17 protein-coding genes are annotated in these 16,920 nt (G+C 40.4%); 8 read left to right on the top strand and 9 right to left on the bottom strand.

All coding sequences use genetic code 11. From position 1 onward, the window contains the following. Positions 1–121: 121 nt before the first annotated feature. The 8 genes from KQP79_RS24580 to KQP79_RS24545 form a co-directional block, all read right to left on the bottom strand. The gene (locus KQP79_RS24580; RefSeq protein WP_004303340.1) at positions 122–610 is read right to left on the bottom strand and encodes a PepSY-like domain-containing protein; all 489 of its coding nucleotides are present in this window, start codon (positions 608–610) and stop codon (positions 122–124) included. Between the two features lie 138 nt (positions 611–748). Beyond that, positions 749–2,446, bottom strand: coding sequence for an alpha-amylase family protein (locus KQP79_RS24575; RefSeq protein WP_032855904.1), 1,698 nt, complete (start codon positions 2,444–2,446; stop codon positions 749–751). A gap of 53 nt (positions 2,447–2,499) precedes the next feature. Further along, a complete protein-coding gene (locus KQP79_RS24570; RefSeq protein WP_004295848.1) occupies positions 2,500–3,306 on the bottom strand; it encodes a patatin-like phospholipase family protein in 807 nt (268 codons plus the stop codon). A 166-nt stretch (positions 3,307–3,472) separates the two neighbouring features. After that, positions 3,473–5,017, bottom strand: coding sequence for a 4Fe-4S binding protein (locus tag KQP79_RS24565; RefSeq protein WP_004309328.1), 1,545 nt, complete (start codon positions 5,015–5,017; stop codon positions 3,473–3,475). A gap of 7 nt (positions 5,018–5,024) precedes the next feature. Continuing rightward, positions 5,025–5,960: a DUF362 domain-containing protein gene (locus KQP79_RS24560; RefSeq protein WP_004295850.1), complete on the bottom strand. Its 936-nt coding sequence runs from the start codon at positions 5,958–5,960 to the stop codon at positions 5,025–5,027. 14 nt (positions 5,961–5,974) lie between these two features. Continuing rightward, complete coding sequence (locus tag KQP79_RS24555; RefSeq protein ID WP_004295851.1) at positions 5,975–6,484, bottom strand: hypothetical protein; 510 nt, start codon at positions 6,482–6,484, stop codon at positions 5,975–5,977. A 393-nt stretch (positions 6,485–6,877) separates the two neighbouring features. Then, a complete protein-coding gene (locus KQP79_RS24550; protein WP_008777008.1) occupies positions 6,878–7,588 on the bottom strand; it encodes a DUF169 domain-containing protein in 711 nt (236 codons plus the stop codon). Between the two features lie 73 nt (positions 7,589–7,661). Further along, entirely contained in the window at positions 7,662–8,549 is an 888-nt protein-coding gene (locus KQP79_RS24545; RefSeq protein ID WP_061447563.1) for a polyphosphate kinase 2 family protein, read from the bottom strand. Positions 8,550–8,751: 202 nt separating this feature from the next. On the opposite strand from KQP79_RS24545, the gene KQP79_RS24540 reads away from it, so the two are divergent. Further along, positions 8,752–9,210: an aldo/keto reductase gene (locus KQP79_RS24540; protein ID WP_080558400.1), complete on the top strand. Its 459-nt coding sequence runs from the start codon at positions 8,752–8,754 to the stop codon at positions 9,208–9,210. On the opposite strand, the gene KQP79_RS24535 is transcribed toward KQP79_RS24540, so the two are convergent. Continuing rightward, entirely contained in the window at positions 9,140–9,715 is a 576-nt protein-coding gene (locus tag KQP79_RS24535; RefSeq protein ID WP_004309331.1) for a hypothetical protein, read from the bottom strand. The two genes, KQP79_RS24540 and KQP79_RS24535, sit on opposite strands and share 71 nt — an antisense overlap. A gap of 206 nt (positions 9,716–9,921) precedes the next feature. Between KQP79_RS24535 and KQP79_RS24530 the strand changes: the two genes are divergently transcribed. The 7 genes from KQP79_RS24530 to KQP79_RS24500 all read left to right on the top strand — a co-directional run bounded on the left by KQP79_RS24530 (position 9,922) and on the right by KQP79_RS24500 (position 16,805). Continuing rightward, complete coding sequence (locus tag KQP79_RS24530) at positions 9,922–10,725, top strand: DUF4846 domain-containing protein (protein ID WP_032855899.1); 804 nt, start codon at positions 9,922–9,924, stop codon at positions 10,723–10,725. Positions 10,726–10,853: 128 nt separating this feature from the next. Then, the gene (locus KQP79_RS24525; protein ID WP_004309333.1) at positions 10,854–12,356 is read left to right on the top strand and encodes a glutamine synthetase family protein; all 1,503 of its coding nucleotides are present in this window, start codon (positions 10,854–10,856) and stop codon (positions 12,354–12,356) included. Positions 12,357–12,554: 198 nt separating this feature from the next. After that, the gene (locus tag KQP79_RS24520; RefSeq protein WP_004303320.1) at positions 12,555–13,448 is read left to right on the top strand and encodes a DUF6268 family outer membrane beta-barrel protein; all 894 of its coding nucleotides are present in this window, start codon (positions 12,555–12,557) and stop codon (positions 13,446–13,448) included. A gap of 341 nt (positions 13,449–13,789) precedes the next feature. Then, positions 13,790–14,506 (top strand): histidine kinase, encoded by a 717-nt coding sequence (locus KQP79_RS24515; protein WP_224440793.1) that lies wholly within the window; start codon positions 13,790–13,792, stop codon positions 14,504–14,506. Continuing rightward, the gene (locus KQP79_RS24510) at positions 14,503–15,564 is read left to right on the top strand and encodes a sensor histidine kinase (protein WP_171036047.1); all 1,062 of its coding nucleotides are present in this window, start codon (positions 14,503–14,505) and stop codon (positions 15,562–15,564) included. Before KQP79_RS24515 ends, KQP79_RS24510 begins: the two co-directional genes overlap by 4 nt. Next, entirely contained in the window at positions 15,561–16,283 is a 723-nt protein-coding gene (locus KQP79_RS24505; RefSeq protein ID WP_004309337.1) for a LytR/AlgR family response regulator transcription factor, read from the top strand. Before KQP79_RS24510 ends, KQP79_RS24505 begins: the two co-directional genes overlap by 4 nt. 276 nt (positions 16,284–16,559) lie before the next feature. Continuing rightward, positions 16,560–16,805: an RNA recognition motif domain-containing protein gene (locus tag KQP79_RS24500; protein ID WP_004295865.1), complete on the top strand. Its 246-nt coding sequence runs from the start codon at positions 16,560–16,562 to the stop codon at positions 16,803–16,805. Positions 16,806–16,920: the final 115 nt, after the last annotated feature.

Below are 16,920 nucleotides of genomic sequence, written 5' to 3'. Positions count from 1 at the left end.
ACTTTGGGTAATAACAAAGCCCGGGCTTGAGAAAGTCTGGGCTTTGCGCATAAAAAAAGGCTGTGTCAGCGTTTTGACACAACCTCTTTCTCGTTTATTACCCTATTATATAATTCAGTTCCTAGTTTTCCAGAAAGGTACTTGGCCCGAGAATATCATACATATCACTAACGTTGCGCGTTTTGAGCAATACCCCTTGTGGAGTATAGAATAACTGATATTTGATGTCGACATTATCTTGCCCTACCTTAATTACTATAATAGCCTGCCATTTGGGAAACTCCACCATTGTCACATTATCTACCACCCAATTTGCGTATGGGCCGGATACAAAGGCATTATAGACTGTTGGGGTCAGCCGGTCGAGACTGACAAGATCAGTCTGCGTCATCACCCATTGTCCCCGAACGTTGAACCATACATTTTTAGTAAATCCGTTCATTGCAAAGTTGGCACAATAATATCCGTCGTCTTGTGACCAGGCGACGCCATTTGCTTTAGGATACATTTTCTTGAAAGTCGACTGTACATTGCCGGGAGGGGTATCTCCAAAGACAGATGTAGATAATAGCAGAAACAATGCGATTGCACAAATCATAAATTTCTTCATAAGCTTTGAGTTTAGAGGATTATTTATCTACCTAAACAGCCTTTGAGAATATTTGTTTGAGTGATGTGCATAAAATAATCCCCCGGTCATTCATAAGTGACCGAGGGATGAAGAGTATACAGATCTTAGTCTTTTTATTTAAAAAGTAATCTTTAAAATCTTTCCGTTATAGCCTCCTACCGAAACATCCGTGGGTTTATAAGGTAATAGACTGATTTCTTCTTTAGCGCCCGTCATCAAATCAGTGGCCTGATAAGATTCCATTTGAGGAATCTGTAAAAAGTCGAAAGCATGTGAAGGCATATTGATAGCAACATCTACCAGTTGACTGTCGAAATTAATAATGAAAAACAGAATCTCATTTTTATATTTTCGCATAAAAGTATATTGTTTATGCTCATTGAAACGCCATCCGTTTATATTGGCATACATTAAATCAAAGAATACTCCCTTGCTGATTGCCTGCTCTTCATTACAAATCGTCAGTACTTTTTGGTAGATAGAGTAGAGGTGTTTATGCTCTTCAGTAAGCATCTTCCCGTCAAATTTACCTCCGTTGCGCCAGCGTCGTATGCTGTCTACACTCCAATAATCGAATATAGTAGTCCGTCCGTCCCTTCCGCTAAATCCTTCACTATCCATGCCCAGTTCTCCAAACTCCTGACCGAAGTAGATCATCATAGGATTAGTGTTCATACAGGCGGAAACGATCAGTGCGGGAATTCCTTTACGCGGGTTGCCGGCAAAGAAATCAGAAGCGATACGTTGCTCGTCGTGATTCTCCAGGAAGTTGAGCATCTTTTTCTCTATTCCATTCAGACTTTGCCAGCAATGAGTGATAGCGGATGCAGATTCATATCCACAAGCTACATTGCGTAACGTGTCATACAGCCCTACCTTATCATACAGGTAATCAAACTTGCCGCGGAACAGATAGTTACGGTATTCACCTGGATTGTAAACCTCTGCGATGAAAAGTATTTCAGGATAAGCCTCTTTTACTTGAGGAATAGCCCATTCCCAGAATTCAACAGGAACCATTTCGGCCATGTCGCAGCGGAAACCGTCAATGTCTTTTGATGCCCAGAAAAGAAGAATGTCCAGCATCTTTATCCAAGTATCCGGAGTCGGGGAGAAGTGGCAGGTACCGCCATTCTGATAATCCACTCCATAGTTTAATTTCACTGTTTCATACCAGTCGGTGATATTGGGAGTAGCATCAAAACGATTGTTACCGGTAGCTTTCGCCGGGAATTCCCGGTAAGGCTCTGCTGCACCGTCTTTCATATCAAACTGGGCATGGAGTTCCGCTTGCGGAATATAATAGAAATTATTATATGGGCTGAAAGATTGGCTGGAGTCATCGTTAGCTCCCAATTCGGTCGTACCGTCCGGTTGTGCATCCGAGTGATATTGGCGTGCTACGTGATTAGGTATAAAATCAATAATTACTTTCAGACCTGTGCGATGTGTGCGATGTACCAGATTCTCAAATTCTTTCATACGTCCTTGCACGTCGTTAGCCAAGTCAGGATCTACATCATAATAATCCTTGATAGCATAGGGAGAACCTGCTTTTCCTTTCACAATAGCAGGATGATCCGGACTGATATTATAACGGCGATAGTCCGTTTGAGTGGCATGCTCGATGATGCCTGTATACCATATATGTGTAGCACCTAATTTCTTGATTTCACCAAGTGCTTTGAGCGTGAAATCAGCCATTTTTCCGCAACCATTGGTGGCAATGTCTCCATTGTAGACACAGTGGTTGTTGTTATTTCCAAACAGGCGGGTGAATACTTGGTAGATAATTATTTTATTTTCGTCATTCATATAGAGTAGATTATTAATATTCGTATTCATTCTTGTTTCTGATGGATAGGAGATTATTTCCATATTTTCCCCTTTTCTTCCAACAGTTGACTAAGTACTTCGTTAGCTGTATTATAGCCTTGCCCGAAGATTTCTTCAGCTTTTTCCAGTTCGGTGTTACTGTACCCGTATAGGTTGTATGGTTCGATTAATAAATCGCATTTTTCTCTTTCGGGAAAGGTATTGGCGCGGAACATGAAATGGAATGAGCGCATAGCAATGCTTACAATATTCATTTTGTAATCCTGTGCCATGATGGGACTTACGTTGACAGCTACCACTTTATTGCAAACCCTGCGCAGGGTAGAGACCGGAAGATTCATCATCAATCCTCCATCCACATAGTTAGTGCCGTCTATGTTGACCGGAGAAAACATGACAGGCATACAGCAGGAAGCGGCGACCCGTTCCGCTATGCTTCCCCGATGAAAGTGAACCATGCGACCGTGATCGAGGTCAGTTGCTGTGATAATCAGGGGAAGTTGTAGCTCTTCCAGATTTTTTGCTTTTAAGTTAGTCCGGAGAAAATCAATAAATTCACAGAGGTCAAATAGTCCCTTCTTGGGAATCACCAGTTTGGTTAAATCCTGGAATTTATGTCCGGAGAAATAATCAAGTACTTTGTGCGGCTCGTTGCCGTCCGCGTAAAAGACACCTGCAAGTGCCCCTGCACTTACTCCAGAGATGATTTCCGGTTTAATATCATGTTCCAAAAGAGCTTGCATGACTCCCAAATGGGCAAATCCTTTAATAAATCCTCCGCTTAGTGCATAGCCAATCTGATATTTCCGGCTATTCCAGTTATTTGTGAATACCTCCATGAATTGCTTTCTTTAGTTCGCCACGAATTTAGTGAATTTATTGAAAGTAGGAGGAATATAATGGATAGTTTTTTTTAAATCCATACCATCTGTCTTGTTTACATTTGAAATAAACCGTCATAGAACATAAAACACGGATGGAAACTCTGCTCCGGCACCATGCCGGTCAGAATCCGAAATCGTCTATCTCAACTTTGTGCTCTTCGCTTTCTTTGAATGGTTTTGCTTCTTTTTGTACGGGATTTCCTTCGATATAGATGGCACGGAATGGACGGGCTGGGCAAACATATTCACATCCTCCACAACCTACACATATTTCTTTATTTACATGAGGAATCGTCAATCCGTCCTTATACGGCACCATCGCTACTGCTTGTGTGGGACAGTGTTCGGAGCAGGCTCCGCAACTGGTTCCATCTGTATAAACAATGCAATTTTCCTCGATGAAAACAACATATCCCATTTGTGTAAGATGTTTTTGCTCTACACTTATGGGAAGAATTGCTCCATTGGGACAGACATCTCCACAGACAGTACAGTCAAAGTTACAAAATCCTTTCTCAAAGCTAACAGTAGGTTGCATCATGCCTGCCAAGCCATATTCCATAAAAGCCGGTTTCAAGATATGAGAAGGGCATTTGCTGACACAAAGATGACAGGATGTGCATTGCTGTTGGAAGTGTTCCCGACTGATAGACCCCGGAGGAGTGATCGGATTTTCCTTTTTGTATGCCTTCTTACCTTCCAAGCTTGCTACAGATTCTTTGGCTTGGGAGATGAGTTTGGGGGTTGCTCCGGCAGTAACAAGACCGGCAACCAAAAAACGGCGTTTGGATGAATCCAAATCCGGTGATGATGGTGCAGAAGTTTCTACATCAGACTGTTTTTTTAAAGAAGGGGCGTAAACTAATGCTTTTTGTTTGCATACTCCCAAACAGTTGAAACAATCTACACAACGACTATAATCAATAGCGTGTTCTTTACTATTGATGCAAGCTGCTTTGCATTTGGTGGCACAAAGCCCGCATCCATTACATTTGGCAGTATCAATACGGACTTTGAATAATGAAAATCGGCTCAATAACCCCAATATTGTTCCTACGGGACAAATCGTATTGCACCATGTCCGTCCATGTTTCCATGCCATTACAAAGATGACTGCAAGAGTAATAATAGCGATGAGAAGGGAAGAAATGCTCAAGATGGAGGTGTCTACCTGATAAAATGTATAATTGTCAAATCTGGCAAAGAGTGATTCCAGCAGATTATTCCCCAGCATATAGATAGGTTTGAATATGTGCACTACTACACGTCCATACGCACTGTACGGATCGAGCAAACCAACAATAAATGTAAATCCACATAGAAACCCGACCACTGTCAGTCCGAGCACACCCCAGCGCAATTTGTTTTTTGCAGGACTGTAACTATATCTTTTTTTCTTTTTTCCCGTTGCTTTGGAAATTCGCGCAATCACATCCTGCAAGATACCCATAGGGCAGATTGTAGAACAATATACACGCCCGAATAAAAGCGTTAACACAATGAGAAATAATAAGATACCTATACTTAGTGAAAGGATGGCTGGAATAAATTGTAAATGTGCCAGCCGATGAAAACTGTTCGGTAATATTTCTGCGAAATCGAGAAAAAAGAAAGAAATCAGCACAAATAAAAGTGCTGATATTCCAATACGTAGCCTTCTTAACATGGTTGTTTTACATCTTAATTCGCTTGACATTCAATTTGTCAATGTTCATGGTTCCTATTTTCAATGCTTCCCCATTGGCGAGATGTCCTACTGTATCCAGTGGCATCTCACGTACTTGATTGAAGAACTTGGCAGCAGCCGTATCCACGGCTACAATATCCGGTGAGATAAACAATCCTTTTGCCAGTACAACATCGGATGCAGAGCGTCCCCGGGGACCGTTTGTTTTCATGATCCGGTAGGCGTCTACTACGTTGAGTACAGCTTTCTTCTGTAATGTACAGATATCTGCGATGCATTGTTGCAAATCGTTCTGGTGGAAGAATCCGCGATCCCACACAATCCCCATGTGATTTTTCATGGAGATAGTCAGATTGGCACCTCCGTGATTCTTCAGAATAGGAACATTGATCCATACATCACAATCCAGAATCGCTTCGTGCACTTTGGCTTTCTTCATCTTTTTGCCTTTTGGCAGATCAATTGGTTTGTAATACGACTCCAGATGTGCAGGCATTACTTTGGCTCCGGCTTTTTTGGCAGCAGCTTCAATACCACTGTTTTTGTAGCATTTCTGCCAATCGTCACAAGTATGGTCGAACACGACCACTTCTTTAGCTCCGGCGGCAAAACATTGTCTGACGATTTCTTCAATCAGTTTCGGATTCGTATTTCCTGCCAGTTCCGGCACTTTATCCCAACCGATATTAGGTTTTACAACCACTTTCTGTCCCGGTTTCACGAATTGCTTCATACCCCCCAGTTCGCTTATGGCACGGCGGAACATCTCTTCGGGTTCTCCGCCCATAACGGCCACCAGATCAGGATTGCTTCCGTTTGCTTTATTGATTGTTTGAGTTAACACCTCCATAGCCTCCGAACGCTGTATAGTCAAGGCGGCTCCGGTGATAGCTACTGTTTTTAAAAAATCCCTTCTGTCCATCTTTCTATATTAGTTTAGAGTTTGGCAATTGCTTTCAGGAGGGCGTATCCGCCGAACCATTGCAGTAACATTCCCGGAATACCGATACGGAAGTCCTGTACTGCTTCGTAGAAACTTCCGACGATGGCCCATTCAAATGCAACGCCTATGACCTGATAAGTGAGTACGACACCAAGAATGGCCAGTAATGAAACCGATTTTATAGTACGTGCTGCAAGAGCTGAAGCTCCGGCGAGTAAGGACGATTTGATTAATAGGATGGGAAGTACCGCTTCCGAGGGCATGGCAAACAATAAATGATTGATGACTGGTGAAAGAATAGCAGTCAATAATCCTACAAGAAAACCATATTTATAAGCCGCAATCAGCGTGAAAAAATAAATAGGTAACAGGGTAGGACCACCATAAGGTACAAGATGGCATAATTGTGGAAGTGCAATGTTACCCGCTACGAATAGTAAGGCGAACAGGTAGGTTTTCACATTGCTGTGTTTCAGCGAATAGAGTTTGACGGATGTTTCCATTTTCGTTGATACTTTAATGTTGAATAGAACGATAATATATTAATAATAAGACTTTTCTCCAGATAAAAGGTTTAATCCGACTGATATATTATTTTAATCCTGTAGGAAAAGAAAGTTTCAGGCGCTTGAAACTTTTAGTTTCCCGGCATGAAACTAATGGTTTCTCGGTGTGAAACTGATGGTTTCAAAGCGTGAAACTATAAGTTCCACACTGGGAAACAAAATAGGACAGGCAGGGATTGATATTCAGAAAATATCTGTCTTGATAATGAATTGTCAGTATCAAGTGGCAGTTTCTTCCTATAACAACGAAAGAGAAGCCTTGTATGTTCGGAATAAGCATACCTAATGTCCCGATAATTGTATAATAATATGCAATTTCGTTATGGGAGATTATCCGTTCATTCTTTCTTTAATCTTTCCCCATGCATGCGTATCGAATAGACAACTTTGGCGCATCGTCTCATACATCTCTTTAAATCTGGACATAGGTATGGTATAGCTTAGTTTGTCTGCTTCGAAATGAGGGCGAACCGATGGGTCGAAGAAACCGAGGAAAGTGCGTTTGCCTCCTTTACGATTCTCTATCGTGGCTTGCGTCACTACAGCACTACAGCCGGAACCAAAGGTAGAAACGACGCAATCTGCTGCGTTATTATCATAAAAAGCCCAAGTGGTCAAGCCCGAAAGCATATCCGGATTTGCCAGAAATACGACACCTTCTATTTCTTCAAGGCTTTCTACCTTATCTATACGTGCAAAATGAAGATACTTGTTTTCTGTTCGGGGAACTCCGATTTGCTGTATAAAGTCGATGACCATTTCAGGAGTCTGTTTGTATTTCTCTTTGAGCGAAACGAAAGTCGGTACACGTTCTGGCATTTCGGTGAAGCCAGTATAGAATTTACCGCCGCCACAACCGATGTTTTCGGCATTCAGGCTGATAATACCACCATCTCTTACCGTTCTCATACCTTTGAAGAAGCAACCGTTTATCTTTTCTGTTTCTCCTTTTTGTTCGTCCGAGTACCAGAAGACAAGAGGCAATTCAGCATTTTTTCCGAATGCCTCTCTGAAATTTTGAATAAAAGTTTGGATGTCCATAAGCTTATCAATTTTGGTTCTTTATGTAGGTCTTTCTACAAAGTTAGAATAAAAAAGGATAAGCGCAAGTGATTTAAAAGTTAATGTTTGATACACTTTTCTTACACTCTTCCAGCCTCTCCAATCCCTCTTTCGACAGTTTGGGGTAATGTAAATCCAATTGCTGCATCCGGTCACAAATAATTCGTCCTACTGCGTAACGCATGAACCATTTATTATCGGCAGGGATTACATACCATGGAGCCAGTTCCGTTGATGTCTCCGTCAGTACATCGGCATAAGCATTCATATAGTCCTCCCAGAATTGACGCTCTTTGATGTCCGCCGAAGAGAATTTCCAGTTTTTAGATGCATCGTCCAGTCGCTCCATGAATCGATTTTTCTGTTCGGCTTTCGATACATTGAGAAAGAATTTCAGGACAATCGTTCCATTCTCCGTCAGATAGCGTTCAAAATCGTTGATCTGTCGATAACGACGCTTCCAGAAGTCGGGATCAATGTCATTTATGGTTTCGACACCTGGTAACTTGTTGGATAGAATAATTTCCGGATGCACTTTGGCAATCAGCACATCTTCGTAGTGCGAACGGTTGAAAATGCCGATTCGTCCTCTTTCCGGGAGAGAGCGATTGATACGCCAGAGATAATCATGGTCCAGTTCTTCAGCAGACGGTTGTTTGAACGAATACACCTGGCATCCCTGTGGGTTAATGCCGGACATCACATGCTTGATAGTCCCGTCTTTTCCTGCAGCATCCATCGCCTGAAAGATAATTAGGATTGAATACCGGTCTTGTGCATAAAGCATACTTTGCAGCTCCGAAAGCTTCTCAATATCCTTTGCCAGTTGCTCTTTAGCGTCTTGTTTGGATAAATTGCCAGTGAATGACGAGTCAAAATCCGATACCAAATGTTTCTTTCCGGGCTTTGCCAGCAGGTCTTTTAGAATATCCTTTTTCATGTGACGGTAGTTTTAATAGTTCTATTCAAATAAAACAGTTGAGGCAGTCAATTGGTTTTTATAATCAGTATGTTTGAGACATTTCATGAGAAAGAGGCTTCTTGACGGATAATGACCAAAAATGAACGGATATTGCTCTGGTATCATGAAGGAATTTATCCGAAATTTGCAATCGAATTAGTACTATATAATAAAAGAAACAATGAAGTATTTGAATAAAGAAACCAATGGTATCACCCTTTCACGTATCGGACTGGGTGCCATGAGAATGGCTGACGTTCAGCAGGGAGTCGACACGATACATGCCGCGCTGGACAGTGGAATTACGTATCTGAACACGGGGGACTTTTATGGTCACGGAGAAAGTGAACTGGTGATCCGCGAGGCTTTGAAAACCCGGAAGCGCGAAGACATTTTTATCGCCGTCAAGTTTGGTGGAATGCTCACTCCAGATGATCGGTTCTATGGTATTGACGTCCGTCCGCAGAACGTACAAAATTATCTGGCTTACACCTTGAAACGATTAGGCACAGATTATGTTGACCTCTATCAGCCAGCACGTATCAATCCGCACATCCCGGTGGAAGATACTATTGGTGCCGTTCTCCGTCGCCATACCTATGCCAGCGGCAGTTATCAAGGTCAAAGAATAGATTTATAATCTGATTCTTGATGACATAAGAGTGGTAGACGTGTTCTTTATCAGGAATATAACTTTTAATGAGTTCAACCTGTTTTCTCAAACGCAGGCTTTCTTCCTCACTCAACTCTTGCCTGGTATGTAATTTCTTCAACTGACCCGCCTGTTGCAGACGGATGCCGGATGTCATAGCCATTATTTCCTTTTTCAATTCAGCAGAATGAATGATGAGATAGCCCTTGAAATCGGCTGAATAAGCTGTGTGCTCTATAATATCATCTGGATACACCTGCATCACCGTGTTCTTTTTCAGTGTATGCGATAAATAGTTTATTCCTATTGTAATTTCTCCGGAAAGAACAAAGATGAGGGAATAGCCTTTTAAGCGTATCGGATAGTTTTTGACTTGAACCGGCGAACGACGGGAGTTATCTATATCTATGACGGACAATCGCTCCTGAAAGGTAGCTTCTGCGGATATTCTTTCAAAGTATTCTGGTAAAGCTAAATCTACCACCTGTTCCATAAAAACACTATTATAATTTGTAGAAAACAAAGTTCGCACTATTCTTACAGAAAAAAGAGAGTATAGGCCACTTTGTTTTAGTCAGAATCCGATATTACATATTTTTAAGACGATAGCGTCTTCAATCGGGAGAAAAACAGACATTCAACTTCGTTTTCCATAATAATTACTTATATTTGTCCGGATATGGAATAAGAAAAACCGATATGAAGTATTTGTTAATATGTGCAGGCTTGCTTCTCATAGTCTTTCACTCATGGGGACAGGAGAGGCTTGCGGATAGAATCGCTCCTCCGTCAGGATATGTTAGAGAGACCTGCTCCGATAATTCGTTTACAACTTATTTGCGCAATTTGCCATTATTGCCTAAAGGCAGTAAAGTGTTACTTTACAATGGAAAAGAAAAAGCCAATCAGGCAGCCGCATTTGCAGTTGTAGATATGGAGATAGGCAACCGCGATTTGCAACAGTGTGCCGATGCAGTGATACGCTTGCGGGCGGAATATCTGTGGAAACATAAACGGTATGCAGATATAAAATTCAACTTCACAAGTGGATTTACTGCCGAATATAAGAAATGGGCGGAGGGAAATCGAATAAAAGTCAACGGTAATCAGGTTCAATGGTATGCTTCGGGCAAGGGAGTGGATTATTCCTATAAAACTTTCCGTAACTATCTCGATATGGTTTTTATGTATGCCGGAACTGCCTCTTTATCTCGTGAACTCCCAACTGTGCTTTATACTTCCTTGCAACCCGGGGATGTCTTTATTAAAGGTGGTTCACCCGGTCATGCTGTGATTGTTATGGATGTTGCCATTCATCCGAATACCGGGAAGAAAGTATTTCTCCTGGCACAAAGCTATATGCCTGCCCAACAGATTCATATCCTGGTCAATCCAACCAGCCGCAACCTTTCTCCCTGGTACGAGCTGACGGAAACGGATGCAGGGAAACTATACACTCCGGAATGGATTTTTGAGAAGAAAGACCTGAAGCGTTTTAAATAGGATAATAGACGTAAATGCAGCATAACAGAGAAATAATTAAATCTTTTCTTACTTGATTTTCCATCTTTTCCTTATCTTTGGCATTCAACAAACCGTTTTAATCATACAACAACGAAAAACAACCGATTATGAATTATGATTTATCAATGAATGCTAATCAGTTGGTGGCATTCCTTCAAAAACCAACTTCAGAGTTTACAAAAGCTGACATTATCTCATTTATCCAGCAAAAAGATATCCGCATGGTTAATTTTATGTATCCGGCGGGAGACGGGCGTTTGAAAACTCTGAACTTTGTCATCAACAATCAAGCTTATCTGGAAGCTATTCTCACATGTGGAGAACGGGTAGACGGTTCCAGTCTTTTCTCATTTATAGAAGCGGGCAGTAGTGACCTTTATGTAATTCCCCGTTTTTGCACAGCATTCGTTGATCCGTTTGCCGAGATTCCGACGCTGTCTATGCTGTGCTCTTTCTTCAATAAAGACGGCGAACCCCTCGAAAGTGCACCAGAACACACTCTTTACAAAGCAAGCAAGACTTTTACAGAAGTTACCGGAATGGAATTTCAGGCAATGGGCGAATTGGAATATTATGTAATAGCTCCGGACACCGGTATGTTCCAGGCAACCGATCAACGTGGTTATCATGAATCGGGCCCTTATGCTAAATTCAATGAATTCCGTACCCAATGTATGTCTTACATCGCACAGACAGGCGGACAAATAAAGTATGGACACTCCGAAGTAGGTAATTTTACGCTGGATGGTTATATCTATGAGCAGAATGAAATAGAATTCCTGCCGGTTCCCGTATCGCAGGCAGCAGATCAATTAATGATTGCCAAATGGGTGATTCGTAACCTGGGATTTAGATATGGATACAATGTAACTTTTGCTCCAAAGATTACCGCAGGTAAAGCAGGTTCGGGCTTGCATATCCACATGCGTATCATGAAAGACGGAAAGAACCAGATGCTGAAAGACGGTGTTTTGTCGGAAACAGCACGCAAGGCAATTGCCGGAATGATGGTGCTTGCTCCGTCAATTACTGCCTTCGGAAATACCAATCCTACTTCTTATTTCCGTCTCGTTCCTCATCAGGAAGCACCTACCAACGTTTGCTGGGGAGATCGCAACCGTTCCGTATTGGTGCGTGTACCTCTGGGATGGGCTGCAAAAACAGATATGTGTACATTGGCAAATCCGTTGGAAGCTGAAAGTCATTTTGACACCAGTCAGAAGCAGACTGTAGAAATGCGCTCTCCGGATGGTTCGGCAGATTTGTATCAACTGTTGGCTGGTTTGGCTGTTGCCTGCCGTCATGGTTTTGAGATTGAAAATGCGCTGGACATTGCTGAAAAAACTTATGTAAATGTGAATATCCATCAGAAAGAAAACGAAGATAAGCTGAAATCACTGGCGCAACTGCCGGATAGCTGTGAAGCTTCTGCCGATTGTCTGCAACAACAACGGGCAATCTTTGAACAATATAATGTATTCAGCCCGGCAATGATTGACGGTATCATCCGCAGACTTCGTGGTTATGAAGATAAAACATTGCGTGCGGATTTGGAAGGAAAGCCGATGGAGATGTTAGATCTCGTACATAAGTATTTCCATTGTGGATAATTAAAAAATGATATATGAATAAAAGACTATCTTCGGTTGAAAGGTAGTCTTTTATTTTTTTATATAATACATTCAGACCAAACAGGCTACAAATTTACAGGTTTGGTCTACTTAATGCCGGGTTTGGTCTACAAACTCTCTACGCAGATCGGTAAAACTCTACTTTTGTCTCATTCAAACCCTAAAACTGATAAAAGAATGAGGATTATTTTGTTAAGTGCGTTCGCCTTGTTTCTATTACTTCCTGAAAATATACAGGCACAGGTTACTGTGAAAACCGGGTATATATCTTCTTCCCGATATAAAGATGAAAACGGACAGTATCCCGGGAAAGGGGATATGTGCTTTGTGGAAGGGAACGTCAATATTCCCGTATCACAGAAAATGAATGAAAGAAATCAGCCAACTCTTTGGATGATTTCGGCAGGAGGAAGCTATACGGCAATGAATAATAAGAATCTTCAATCTTACATAGACATAGATCAAATTATAAATATGCAGTTGAGCGTAACCAATATTCGCCCTATCAGCAAAAAATGGCTTTTGTTGACGACTGTCGGTGCAGGCGTCTATACCTCTTCTGATGTAAAACTGAAGAATGTTCTGGGACAGGGAGGAGTTATTTTCATCCGGCAGTTCAAGTCCAATTTATCTCTTGGAGCCGGATTGGCTGTGAACAACACATTTGGTTATCCGATGGTATTTCCTGCTATTTATTTTGATTGGAGCACTGAAGGACGTTATCAAATTAAAGTTTCGATGCTGAATGCCATGGAAGTATCGGCAGGAATGAAAATGAATAAATATCTGAATCTAAGGATCGTGGCAGAGATGAACGGGTCATTGGCATTGTTGGAAAGAGAAGGAAAAGATACTATGTTTTCCCAGCAATTCATTATTGTAGGTTTACAACCGGAAGTAAGTATGGGGAATTCTTTTTCAATCACTGCTACTGCCGGTGTGTCGTGTAGCAGAATAGCTTATTACACTACCCGCACTTTAAAGGCTTTCTTCGAAGATATGTCTAAAGATACTGATCCATATTTTAAACCGGCAATGTATGTTTCGGTGGGAATGAAGTATAAGTTCTAAAAAAATGGTAACTTTATCGCCTGATGTCAGTTAAGATACTATTATATACGTTACTGAAGCAAATTGGGATATTTCTTGTAGTCTCCTTTTTAGTGTTCAGAGGCACTTTTGTCGAAAGCGATAGTTTAGGGCTAAATCTTTCTACGGGAGTTAGTCTTTTACTTTCTGTCATTCTATGGGGAATCATAAATCTGCATACTTACTGGTTAATTCCCGGTTATCTGTTTCAGCGTAGATATAAAAAGTATATCATATATTTGAGTTGCCTTGTTGGATTTATGCTGACCGCCATGGTTGGTGCTATTTGTTTTCTAGGGCAATATTATGTTATACCCGAACAGATGCAAAGACTAAACAGTGATCTCCCTTTCTTTCTGTTGATAAATGCATTGGCACTGATACTCTATTTCCTGGCTTTTTCTTTTACTATTTTTCTGCATCGTTGGGTGGCCTATCAACAACGATTAAATGAATTGGAGAATATTAGCATACAGACTGATCTAAATCATTTGAAAGATCAACTCCAACCGGAGTTTTTTTCGAGAATATTGAATAAGGTACGAACCTTGCTGGGAGAAGATGGAGAAAAGGCGTCATTGCTTATCTTTAAATTAAGTCGGTTGCTTAGATACCAACTTTATGAAAGTGAACGGCAACAGGTATTGTTGGGAGATGATATCGATTTTATGACTGATTATATGAAGTTGGAGAAACTATGTAATCCGGAGTTTAATTTTGAAGTCAACATCCTGAATGAAGTGCGTTATATACAAGTTCCTCCTTTATTGTTTATGCCTGTGATAGAATATGTGATTCAGACAACTGTATGTGGAGAGAATGGAAAGGGAGAAAATATAAGGATCGATTTTCAAATGGAAGAGAATCAGCTTCGATTTATTTGTACATACTGTCTGCGAAAAAAGGAAAGTCTGCAAGTAGCACCTGCTTTTGACAAGTTACGGCAACGATTGGACTTGTTATATCCGGGAGGTTATCAATTAAAAAGTGGCTATAATGATGAGGCACTGTGTACCATTGGTTTAATGTTGGAATTATGAAAGATACCTGGAATGTATACGATTGGGGGAAGAATCTGGTAAATGACCGTTTCAGGCTTATCAGTAATTTACTATTGCTATTTATTATACTCTTTTTGGGCTTTCAGAATGTATATGGAGATTTTACTAGAGAAGGTTTCCTATATGCATATCCGGTTAGTATATTGGTTTTTGCATTTCCTATCTATCTGAATATATATTGGTTAGTGCCCCGTTTCCTGTATAAGGCCAAGCGCAAGTTATGGTGTTATTGGATTTCGTTTCTCGGAGTCAATTTAGTGAGTGTATTATTAGGATTTATATTTCTGTCTCCATTATATCAACGATACGGTATTCGTGGGTTTTGTATACAGGATAACCACGCTGTTTCTTTTGATAGTATTGCTTATGGAGTATTAGTACTGCTATTAAGTGTAGGTGGCTGTACGAGCTTTGAACTATTCCGCCGTTGGGTTGTCTCCGATAAAAAGATTCTTGAATTGGAGAAGGCGACTAAACAGACAGAATTGCAACAATTAAAGAAACAGATCAATCCGCATTTTCTTTTTAATATGCTGAATAATGCCAATATTTTGGTAAAGGATGCTCCGGATGAGGCTTCACAGATATTGGAGAAACTGGACAATCTACTTCGCTACCAGTTGAATGACAGTACAAGAAGAGAAGTATTTCTTACTGCAGATATACAGTTTCTCACCAGCTTTCTTGAATTGGAGAAGGTGAGAAGGGATCATTTTGAATATACAATCTTTCAAGAGGGAAATATGGAGAATATCTGTATTCCTCCGTTATTGTTTATCCCTTTTGTAGAGAATGCGGTGAAACATAATTTGGATAGCGACAATTTATCTTATGTTCACTTGTATTTTTCTGTGCATAATAAACAGTTGACGTTTCGTTGCGAAAATTCTAAGCCCCGTGTTCCTGTTAAGCGGGAAGGGGGAATAGGGTTGGCCAATGTGAAACGCAGACTGGATTTACTTTATGAATCACGGTATACGCTACAGATAGAAGATAAAGAAACAACTTATAATGTCAACTTACATCTAAACTTATGAATTGTATTATTGTTGATGACGAGCCGGTAGCTCGCAAAGGTATGAAGTCATTGGTGGAGCAGATTCCACAACTGACATTGGTGGGTAGCTTTAATAATGCTATCGCAGCGTCTGCTTATATAAATGAATATACGGTTGATCTGATTTTCCTTGATATTCAGATGCCGGGAATTACCGGAATAGAATTTGCGCAAAGCATTCCCGTGAATACGTTGATTGTCTTTACAACGGCGTATGCGGAATATGCACTCGATAGTTATGAAGTAAGTGCCATTGATTATCTGGTGAAGCCCATTGAAATGAACCGTTTTCTGAAAGCAGTCAATAAGGCAATAGTATATCATAAACTGTTATTGTCGGAAACAGCCGAAAGAGTGGAGGAGATACAGGAAGAATATATCTTCATCAAATCGGAACGACGCTATATCAAGATAAACTTCAGTGATATTCTTTTTATTGAAGGACTAAAGGATTATTCCATTCTCCAATTGGAAGGTCAGCGGGTGATTACTAAGATGAATCTGAAAAATATTCATGAGCAACTGCCCGCTAAACAGTTTCTCCGGATAAACAAGTCCTATATTGTCAATACTTCACGGATTGACTCTTTTGATACCAATGATATTTTTATTAAGTCTTATGAGATAGGAATAGGAGGTGGAAACTATAAGAAAACGTTTTTTGAGGAATTTGTAGCGAAGAATTTGCAGAAAGACTAATCCGGTAGTTTACATGGAATGGCTTGGTATAAAAAGAATAAGAACGTTAAGTATTGGCCTATTTTCATAAAAAAGATGTTTTGCAGAAAGAAAAAGGAGAGAATATAGTGCAATATCCCCAAATAATGCTTTCCTTTGTACCAACAACAATAAAGAGGTTTATTACGATTTGATTTTTTTACATGAATCTTCTCATTTATTTGAGCATATCCATCTCTAATTAAGATCTTCCTAAAACTTTCTTATTGAATTATTAATTTTTTATATTTGTATTTTATGAATTTGTACATTGGAAATCTTAGCTATAATGTTAAGGAATCAGATTTGAGACATGTAATGGAAGAGTATGGAACAGTTGCTTCAGTAAAGTTAATCACAGATCGTGAAACTAGAAGATCAAAAGGTTTTGCGTTTATCGAAATGCCGGATGATGCAGAAGCTGCTAAAGCTATCGAACAATTGAACGGTGCAGAATATGTAGGTCGTTCAATGGTAGTAAAAGAAGCATTGCCAAAGAATTAATACTGAATACATATACAGTAATAGAGAAAGGAGGTGTGTCGTAATGCACGATGCACCTCTTTTTTTGTTCATCACTATACAAATCTGTTCACTTTCTTTAAGCTGCGATCTTTTG

This window comes from Bacteroides sp. DH3716P (genome assembly GCF_025914115.1).
Taxonomy (GTDB): domain Bacteria; phylum Bacteroidota; class Bacteroidia; order Bacteroidales; family Bacteroidaceae; genus Bacteroides; species Bacteroides ovatus.
This window is presented reverse-complemented; position numbering and strand designations above follow the sequence as displayed.